The sequence below is a fragment of the Pseudomonas sp. Sample_9 genome (assembly GCF_004307535.1).
GTDB classification, from domain to species: Bacteria; Pseudomonadota; Gammaproteobacteria; order Pseudomonadales; family Pseudomonadaceae; genus Aquipseudomonas; species Aquipseudomonas mercuritolerans.
The window spans coordinates 1-8,539 of record NZ_RAZO01000365.1 but is presented as its reverse complement, the minus strand read 5'-3'; the positions used below and the strand labels follow the sequence as shown (position 1 = coordinate 8,539).

Genomic DNA, 8,539 nt, shown 5'->3' with positions numbered 1-8,539 from the left:
CGCGGAAGGGATCGGGTACGGGCATCGGTCAGGTTCTCTTTATTATTCTGGATGCTGAGGTGATGCAGTTGGCCCCTTCGCGAGCAGGCTCGCTCCCACAGGGACATGCATTTCAAATGTGGGAGCGAGCCTGCTCGCGAAGGCCTCGCCCCGGTTTCAGACCTTCGGCGGCCCGGGATAACCGCAATGAGCCCAGGACTCGGCGCGGGTGTACCAGGCCATCATCACCATCTGCTGCAATGAGCTATGGCCCATGCGCAGCAAGCTCAATGAACTGTTCTCCCAGCGTTCGAGGAAATGCCGCATCGCTTCAGGGCTGGCGTTTTCCCAACTGCCCCAGATGCCGGTGAGCGGGCCACGGGTCACGGCCATGCCCAGCACGTCGAACAGTTGCCGAGTGAGCTTGAGCATTTCCGGCGACAGGTGGTCGAGGCTGTAATCCAGTGACTTCAGCGTGCCGTCGACCGCTGCGGGCATTTCCCCGGCGGCAACGGCGCCGTCGAGCATCACCGGGATCAGCGCGCGCAGGAACAGCAGATCGCCGTCGCGCAAAACGACAAAGCCGTTGGCGCTGATGCTCGACCAGCAGCCAGTGAGGCTGGCGCCAAGGCCGGCGGTGGCGAGAAACGCGCTGGCGCCGAGGCTGAATTTCAGCAGGCCACGGCGCGACAGGGCGGGTGTTTCGGTCAGGCTTGGGTGCATTGTTGTTATTACCCGGCGTCGACGAACGTTTAGCGAATGAACAGCTTCTGAATCAGTTTCTGAATCGATGTGCCGTAGGGCGGGTAGATCAGCCGGGCCGCGTTGAAGCGCTGTTTGATCAGCACGCCCTTGGCCTTGCTGAACGTCAGGAAACCTTCGTGGCCGTGGTAATGGCCCATGCCCGAGGGACCGATGCCACCGAAGGGCATGTCGTCCTGAGCGACATGCAACAAAGTGTCGTTCAGGCACACACCGCCGGAATGGGTCTCGTGCAGTACGCGATGCTGCTCGCGTTTGTCGTAGCCAAAGTAGTAAAGAGCCAGAGGACGAGGCCGCTGATTGATGTAAGCGAATGCCTGCTCCAGATCGCGATAAGGCACGATTGGCAGCAACGGGCCGAAGATTTCGTCCTGCATCACGGTCATCTCATCGCTGACATTGAGCAGCACGCTGTGTGGCATGCGTCGGCCCTGGCCTTGCTCGAACAGCGGGATCAGCAGCGCGCCCTTGCTGGTCGCGTCGCTGACATAACTGTTGAGCCGGGCCAGTTGGCGCTCATTGATAATCGCGGTGTAGTCGGCGTTGTCGGTCAGGGTCGGGTAGAAGCCTTTCACAGCCTGACGATAGGCCTCGACGAAAGCGCCGACGCGGTCTTCCGGCACCAGCACATAGTCGGGCGCGACGCAGGTCTGCCCGGCGTTGAGGGTTTTGCCGAAGGCGATGCGTTCGGCGGCGTCCTTGAGCGGCACGTCGCTGGATACGATTGCCGGTGACTTGCCACCCAGTTCCAGGGTGACTGGCGTGAGGTTTTCCGCGGCAGCGCGCATGACGTGCCTGCCGACGCTGGTGGAGCCGGTGAACAGCAGATGATCGAAAGGCAGGCGCGAGAAGGCCACGCCGACATCCGCCTCACCCAGCACCACACAGACCAGGTCTTCGGGAAAGATCCGCGCCAGCAGTTCTTTGAGCAGCAGCCCGGTGGCCGGGGTCGATTCGCTGAGCTTGAGCATCACCCGATTGCCCGCCGCCAGGGCGCCGACCATCGGCCCTACGGCCAGATACAACGGGTAGTTCCACGGCACGATCACACCGACCACGCCCAATGGCTGATAAACCACCTTCGCCGAAGCAGGCTGGAACGCCACGCCGACCTTGCGCCGCGAAGGCTTCATCCAGCTTTTCAGGTGACGGCTGGCGTAATGAATGCCGTGCAGGCTCGGCATCAGTTCGGCGAGCAGGGTTTCGTCGGCGCTGCGGTGACTGAAATCGGCGCCGATCGCGTCGATCAATGCCTGCCGCTCAGCGCTGAGCAGATCGCGCAAAGCCTTGAGCCATTGCTGACGTTGCGCGGCCGGCGGCATCGGGTTGGCGGCGTACGCGGCCCGTTGTGCCTGGAACTGCCGATCGAGGGTTTCAAGAGGCTGTTGCAGTGTTTGCAAATAGGCAATGTCGGCAGTCATCGCAGGCTCCGGATTTTATTGTAGTGGGCACTTTTTAGAGTCTATGCTCTAGAAAGTCAAACGACTTCCGCGCACGTCAGTGTTTTATCCACTTCCGGTTAGGTCGTAAGATGCGCCGTCAACGCACTCTGAATTAAAGCTCAAGCCATGGCCCCACGAATAAAAACCAGCGAGCGCATCGTTCAGAACAGCCTGGAGCTGTTCAATCAGCAGGGCGAGCGCAGCGTCAGCACCAATCACATCGCCGCGCACATGGAGATTTCTCCGGGCAACCTGTACTACCACTTCCCCAACAAGCAGGCGATCATCGCCGTGTTGTTCAGTGAGTACGAAGCCCTGGTGGACAGCTTTTTGCGTCCGCCCCAGGGCCGTCCGGCGACCGTCGAAGACAAGCGGTTCTATTTGAAGGAACTGCTTTCGGCCATGTGGCGCTACCGCTTTCTGCATCGCGACCTCGAGCATTTGCTCGACAGCGATGCGGAGCTGGCCGCGCGTTATCGGCGCTTTTCCCAGCGCTGCGTGATCCAGGGGGCCGCAATCTACGAAGGTTTTGTCGCCGCCGGCATCCTGAAAATGGATCGCGTGCAGATCGAATCGCTGACCCTCAATGCGTGGATCATCCTGACCTCGTGGGTGCGTTTTCTGTGCACCACGCGGGAAAACTCCAACCACCTCAGCGAACAGGCCGTTAAGCGTGGCGTGTATCAGGTGTTGGTGCTGGAAGCGGGGTTCGTCACCGATCAGGCGCGGGATGAGGTCAACGCATTGTTCGACGAGTTCTACGTGCCGCTGGCGCAGGCCCTTGAAGACGTGAAATAAACCGTTCAGCCGAATTCCACAGGAGCCCGTTATGTCGATTGCGCAGTTGATCAGCCCACAAGCTTTGGACGCTCGCAAAGAGCAGCCGCGGCTGGTGATTCTCGATTGTCGTTTCGCCCTAGAAGATCCGGATTACGGCCAGCGCAGCTATGCCGAAGGGCACATTGCCGGGGCGAGTTTCGCCGATCTGGAACGGGATCTGAGCGGTAAAGTCGAGAAGGGCGTGACCGGGCGTCATCCGTTGCCCGAGCCGGCGGCGCTGAACGAACGCCTGCAAGCCTGGGGCATCAGCAACGACAGCGATGTGGTTTTGTATGACGACGGCCCGGGTGCGTACGCGGCGCGGGCGTGGTGGTTGCTGGCATGGCTGGGCAAGCGCGACGGCGTGTTCATTCTCGACGGCGGGCTCAAGGCCTGGCACGCGGCTGGCCTGCCGCTGAGTCTGGATCCGCCTAGCGTGACGCCGGGTAACTTCAGTGGTCAGCCGGACATGAGCCTGTTGCTCAGCGCCGAGCAATTGCAGCAGCGCCTCGGCCAGCCAACCCTGACCCTGCTCGACGCCCGCGCCTTGCCGCGCTTCAAGGGCGAAGTGGAACCGATCGATCCGGTGGCCGGGCATATTCCCGGCGCGCAGTGTGCGGCGTTCACCGACAACCTCGGCAGTGATGGACGGTTTTTGCCGGCAGAGCAGCTCAACCAGCGCTTTGCGGCGAAACTGGGCGATCGCTCACCGTCGGAACTGGTCGCCTACTGCGGCTCCGGAGTGACGGCGTGTCATAACCTGTTCGCACTGTGCCTGGCCGGTTATCCGCTGGGGGCGCTGTATGCCGGATCGTGGAGCGAGTGGATCAACGAGCCATCGCGCGGCATTGCCACCGGCGAATAAACACAGCGATCTCCTGTAGGAGTGAGCCTGCTCGCGATGGCGGTATGTCTGTGAGTTAAATGCCAACTGACTCACCGCTTTCGCGAGCAGGCTCGCTCCCACATTGAACCAGGTTGTGCCATGCATTTTCATGCCGACACAAATCCCTGTGGGAGCGAGCCTGCTCGCGAAAGCGGTGTGTCAGTTAACAATTGATTAGCTGACAGGACGCATTCGCGAGCAGGCTCACTCCTACATGGGATATGCGCTGTTCACACACTGGTGGCGGCCAGCCATTGCGGGATACGCCGCTCCAGGTAATACCCGGGCCTGCGCACCGAGCCGTCGACGAAACCGACATGACCACCACGCGTTTGCAATTCGAATTGGGTGCAGGCTGACAACTCATCGGCCTGCGGCAAGCTGTGGGGAAATACGAAAGGATCGTCCGCCGCCTGAATGATCAGCGTCGGCGTGCGGATTTCGCCGAGGTAGTAGCGGCTCGAGGCGCGGCGGTAGTAATCCTCGGCATCATTGAAGCCATGCAGCGGCGCGGTGACCCGGCCATCGAAATCCCAGAATGTGCGCATGTTCTCCAGCGAACCCAGCGCGGCCAGTTTCGCCAGGCCGTCTTCGCGCCCGTCATGCTGGAACTGGCGCTGCTTGTTCTTGATGTAGGCAACCATCTCACGCATGAAATGCGCCTGATAAACCCGCGAAAATCCCTGGCCGATGCGATCGGCGCATTGATCGAGGCGAAACGGCACCGAGACTGCCACCGCGCCGAGCAAGCCGCTATTGCTACCAGTTTCACCCAGATGTTTGAGCAGCACGTTGCCGCCCAGTGAATAGCCGACCGCATACAAAGGTGCCAACGGGCGTTTCGCGCGCAGGTGCTGGATGGCTTCGGCAAGGTCTTCGCTGGCGCCGGAGTGGTAGCTGCGCGGCAACAGATTCGGCTCGCCGGAACAACCGCGCCAGTTCAGCGCGACGCTGGCCCAGCCCTGCTCGGCCAACGTCTTCTGAATGCCCGCCACGTAGGGCGAATTGGATGAGCCGGTCAAACCGTGCAGTACCAGCACCAACGGCGCCTCGGCACTGTGCGGGCCGTGCCAGTCGAGGTCGAGGAAGTCGCCGTCCTCGAGCCACAGGCGTTCGCGTTCGCGCTCGATGTGCACGGTCTTGCGCCACAAAGGACCCCAGAGGGTTTGCAGGTGCGGATTGCCGAGGCCGAAAGCCGGAACGAAGCGGGAGGCAGGAAGCGCGGACGGTGGTTGCACGGCAAATCTCGACAGGTCTTGCGTAAAGCGGCAGGCGCCCGGTGCGCCAGCCGCTTCTCAATGAAGCGCCTAACTTGCCACAAAGCCGGTGTCGGCGCGACACATGCTCTCATCAGCCTCGCTGACCGGTGCAGCCTCTGGCTCAGGTAATGGCTGCTGTTCGACAGTGGCACCTGCGGTGACCGACACCCAGCGATCTGCCGAAAGATGCCGGTCCATCGCGTTTTTAACATCGGCCACTGTCAGTCTGAGCACCTGCTGCACTGTGTAATCGAGATCGAGCGGCAGGTCGTAGCGGTTGATTTCCACTAGTCTGGCGAGAATCTGCCGATTACTGGCGCTGTCCAGCACGTTCCTGTTGGCCAGCCTGCGCTTGAGATGCTCCAGCTCCAGCGTGGTCGGCCCATCCCGGAGAAACTCATTGAGCATGTCGCGCACCAGCGCGGCGGTGCCAGCGCTGACTGAATTGCCGGTCTGCAAGGTGAAGGTCACTAATCCAGCGCCGCCGGCCCAATTGATGTTGGCGCCGTAGACGTCATAGACCCGTCCGCGCTTGTGCCGCAATTCGTTCATCAGACGGTTGTTGCTGCCACCACCGAGAATCTGACCGGCGGCGTACAGGGCGGCATGATCGGCATGGCGACGCGGTACGCTGGTCTGGGCGAAAACGATGTGTGTCTGCTGCTGCTGCGCCAATTCGAGGTGGCCGGTCTGTAAGGCGCTCGGGCTGGCAGTCGCTGAAGCCAAAAACGCGTCGGGTGGCGTGGGCAGGGCATCGCTGATTTGCAGGCTGATCGCCTGCGCCTGCGCCACAGTGAGATCGCCGACCAGAGTGATTTGCGCATGGCGGGCAGCGTAATAGCGGCGGTGGAAATCCTCCACGTGAGCACGCGTCACGGCACTGAGCCCCGACTCGGTGCCGTAGACCGGGAGACTGTAAGGGCTGTCCGGCGCCAGCAATGTCTTGACTCGTTGCAAAGCCTGATAACCGGCTTCGGCTTGCTCCGCGGAGAGCGCGGCGCGCAGTTCGTGCTTGACCGGCGCCAGGCGCTCCTCGCTCAACAGTGGCTCGCTGAGAATTTGTGTCAGCAGGCTGATGGCCGGCAGGCGTTTTGCCGGATCACTGAGGCTGCGCAAGGAGAACATGGCGCGGTCATGATCGATTTCCATATCCCATTGCGCGCCCAGCCCGTCGAAGGTTGCCATGACGGCGGACAGGTCCTTGCCCGGTACCCCCTCGTTGAGCAGGGAAAATGTCGTGGCTGCCAGGCCCGACCGATCACCGTCCCGAGCACTGCCCGCCGCGAAGCTGACGTGAATATCGAACATCGGCAGGTCGGTCGTGCGTACGAACAGCACCTTGGTATCGTTGCGGGTTTTCCAGCCTCTGATCTTCAATGCACGCGGTTTGATTTCCAGCGCTTTGACTTCACCGAGCGATTGCAGGCGTGAGGTCCGCTTCTGCGCAGGCTGGCCATCAGCGCAAGCCGCTGCGGTCAGGCAGATCAGCACGAATCCTGTGAGCAGTGAAAGACTATTCATTGGCGGCCGCCTTGTGCACGTGGGCAACACCCAGACGCTCGCGGGTCAGCCAGAGGGCGGCCGCGTCGCGAATCTGCTCCGGCGTCACTTTCGCCAACGTTTCGGCATCTTCATCCAGCAGGCGCCAGGGCAAGCCGATGGTCGGGTACGAGGCGAGCTGACGGGCCTGTTGCTGTATCGAATCGCTGGCATACACCTGCTGCGCGATCAGTTGCGTACGTGCCCGCTCCAGCTCCTCCAGCGACGGCGGCGTGGTGCGCAATGCATCGATTTGCGCCCACACCCGCGCTTGCGCACCTGCCAGATCGGTCAGCGGTGGATCGGCCAATTCGGCGGTCAACAGCAACAGGCTGTCGCCGCGCGTCATTTGGTTGTAAACGGTGTCGATGCGATTGAACACGCGATCGGTAAACATCAGCTTCTGTTGCAGCCGCGCGCCGTTGGCGCCGCCCAGTATCGCGTTGATCAGACGCAAGGCGTGCACGGTGCGCGGATCTTTCGCAGTGGCCAGTCCGGGAACATTGAACGCCATCAGCAACTGCGCGGCGGGGACTTCGCGGTGCAAGGTCAATTGGCGCTCGCCCGGCACTTTCAGTTCCACGGGACTTGGCAGGCGCGGCACGGAGCGTTTTGCAAGGACGCCAAAATAGCGCTCGGCCAGCGGCTGCACCTGTGCGAGGGTGACGTCGCCGACGATCACCAGTACGGCATTGCCTGGTGCATAACGGCTTTCATACCAGTGACGAAGTTCGCCGGCGTCTACCTGCTGCAAGTCATGCATCCAGCCAATAACTGGAGTGCGGTAGCTGTTGGCGAAGTGGGCCAGGGCAGAGAAGTGCTCAAGAACGGCAGCATTGACATTGTCGTCAGTACGCAAATGGCGCTCTTCGCGGATCACCGCCATTTCGGTGCTCAGGTCATCGGCATGCAGATGAGCGGTCGACATCAGGTCGGCCATCAGTTCGAAGACGACGCCCAGATAGCGCGGCGCCAGGGTCTGTTGGTAGCTCGTGGCATCCGCGTAGGTAAAAGCACTTTCTTCGGCACCAATGGATTCCAGAATCCGCGATGCTTCATCGGCGCAGGTCTTGCTGCTGCCTTTGAACAGCATATGTTCCAGAACGTGGGAGAGCCCGGTCTGCCCTGGCGCTTCGTCAGCCGGGCCAACCTTGAACCACAGCTGCGAAGTAACCAGCGGCGCGCGGTGGTCCTCACGGACCAACACCTGCAAACCGTTTTCCAGGGTGAATTGATGAGTCGGCGGGGGCGTGGCGGCCAGCGTCATGAACGGCGCCAGGCCAAGAAAAAGCAGCATCCGGCTGCAGAGCGTATCCATACGCGAAATGTCCTCAGTGGTTAACGCAGATTGCGGCAACCACTGTGGCGATTTGCGAGGGGCAGGGTGCGGTAACTATTTACCGCACTCTCAACCCAGTGCAGGCAGGGTCAGGCGCTGCGTTGCCACAACGCGTAATACACGCGACCGGATTTCTGTTCGCGGTGCAGGCGCCAGTTGCCCGGCAGGCCCAGCGTCGATGGCGCTGTTTCGCTTTCCGTGTAGATCCACGAATCGGCCGCCAGCCATTGGCGCTCTTCCAGCAAAGTACAAGCCGCAGGCAGCAGGTTCTGGTTGAACGGCGGGTCGAGAAACACCAGATCGAACGGCGTCGCGTTCTGGGTTTCCAGGTAGCGCAGCGCATCGGCAGTTTGCACCTGGCCGTTGCTGCAGCGCAGGGTGCCGAGGTGTTCTTTCAGGCTGGAAACCGCAACGTTGCTGGCGTCCAGCGCCTGGGCCGTGGCCGCGCCACGGGACAGCGCTTCGAGAAACAGCGCGCCGCTGCCGGCGAACGGGTCGAGCACTTTCGCCCCTT

The 8,539-nt window shown here is 61.6% G+C and carries 8 protein-coding genes; 2 read left to right on the top strand and 6 right to left on the bottom strand.

From position 1 onward, the window contains the following. Positions 1 to 156 precede the first annotated feature (156 nt). Positions 157 to 702 carry a twin-arginine translocation pathway signal protein gene (locus tag D6877_RS20980; RefSeq protein WP_130911992.1) on the bottom strand — a complete coding sequence of 182 codons (546 nt, stop codon included), beginning with the start codon at positions 700 to 702 and terminating at the stop codon, positions 157 to 159. 29 nt (positions 703 to 731) lie between these two features. After that, positions 732 to 2,162 (bottom strand): coniferyl aldehyde dehydrogenase, encoded by a 1,431-nt coding sequence (locus tag D6877_RS20975; RefSeq protein ID WP_130911991.1) that lies wholly within the window; start codon positions 2,160 to 2,162, stop codon positions 732 to 734. 147 nt (positions 2,163 to 2,309) lie between these two features. Between D6877_RS20975 and D6877_RS20970 the strand changes: the two genes are divergently transcribed. Continuing rightward, positions 2,310 to 2,981, top strand: coding sequence for a TetR/AcrR family transcriptional regulator (locus tag D6877_RS20970; RefSeq protein ID WP_016772708.1), 672 nt, complete (start codon positions 2,310 to 2,312; stop codon positions 2,979 to 2,981). Between the two features lie 31 nt (positions 2,982 to 3,012). Further along, a complete protein-coding gene (locus D6877_RS20965) occupies positions 3,013 to 3,867 on the top strand; it encodes a sulfurtransferase (protein ID WP_130911990.1) in 855 nt (284 codons plus the stop codon). A 251-nt stretch (positions 3,868 to 4,118) separates the two neighbouring features. On the opposite strand, the gene D6877_RS20960 is transcribed toward D6877_RS20965, so the two are convergent. From D6877_RS20960 to D6877_RS20945, 4 genes are all read right to left on the bottom strand, one after another. Then, complete coding sequence (locus tag D6877_RS20960) at positions 4,119 to 5,126, bottom strand: hydrolase (RefSeq protein ID WP_130911989.1); 1,008 nt, start codon at positions 5,124 to 5,126, stop codon at positions 4,119 to 4,121. A gap of 69 nt (positions 5,127 to 5,195) precedes the next feature. Next, entirely contained in the window at positions 5,196 to 6,668 is a 1,473-nt protein-coding gene (locus D6877_RS20955; RefSeq protein WP_130911988.1) for a pitrilysin family protein, read from the bottom strand. Next, complete coding sequence (locus D6877_RS20950; RefSeq protein WP_130911987.1) at positions 6,661 to 8,004, bottom strand: pitrilysin family protein; 1,344 nt, start codon at positions 8,002 to 8,004, stop codon at positions 6,661 to 6,663. Before D6877_RS20950 ends, D6877_RS20955 begins: the two co-directional genes overlap by 8 nt. A gap of 110 nt (positions 8,005 to 8,114) precedes the next feature. Further along, the coding region (locus tag D6877_RS20945; protein WP_130911986.1) for an RsmD family RNA methyltransferase at positions 8,115 to 8,539 on the bottom strand (425 nt) is incomplete at its 5' end.

Bases quoted from the DNA above. Each gene is read 5' to 3' on its own strand.
- D6877_RS20950 (WP_130911987.1), bottom strand. From the start codon at position 8,004: ATGGATACGCTCTGCAGCCGGATGCTGCTTTTTCTTGGCCTGGCGCCG.
- D6877_RS20955 (WP_130911988.1), bottom strand. From the start codon at position 6,668: ATGAATAGTCTTTCACTGCTCACAGGATTCGTGCTGATCTGCCTGACC.
- D6877_RS20965 (WP_130911990.1), top strand. From the start codon at position 3,013: ATGTCGATTGCGCAGTTGATCAGCCCACAAGCTTTGGACGCTCGCAAA.
- D6877_RS20980 (WP_130911992.1), bottom strand. From the start codon at position 702: ATGCACCCAAGCCTGACCGAAACACCCGCCCTGTCGCGCCGTGGCCTG.
- D6877_RS20970 (WP_016772708.1), top strand. From the start codon at position 2,310: ATGGCCCCACGAATAAAAACCAGCGAGCGCATCGTTCAGAACAGCCTG.
- D6877_RS20975 (WP_130911991.1), bottom strand. From the start codon at position 2,162: ATGACTGCCGACATTGCCTATTTGCAAACACTGCAACAGCCTCTTGAA.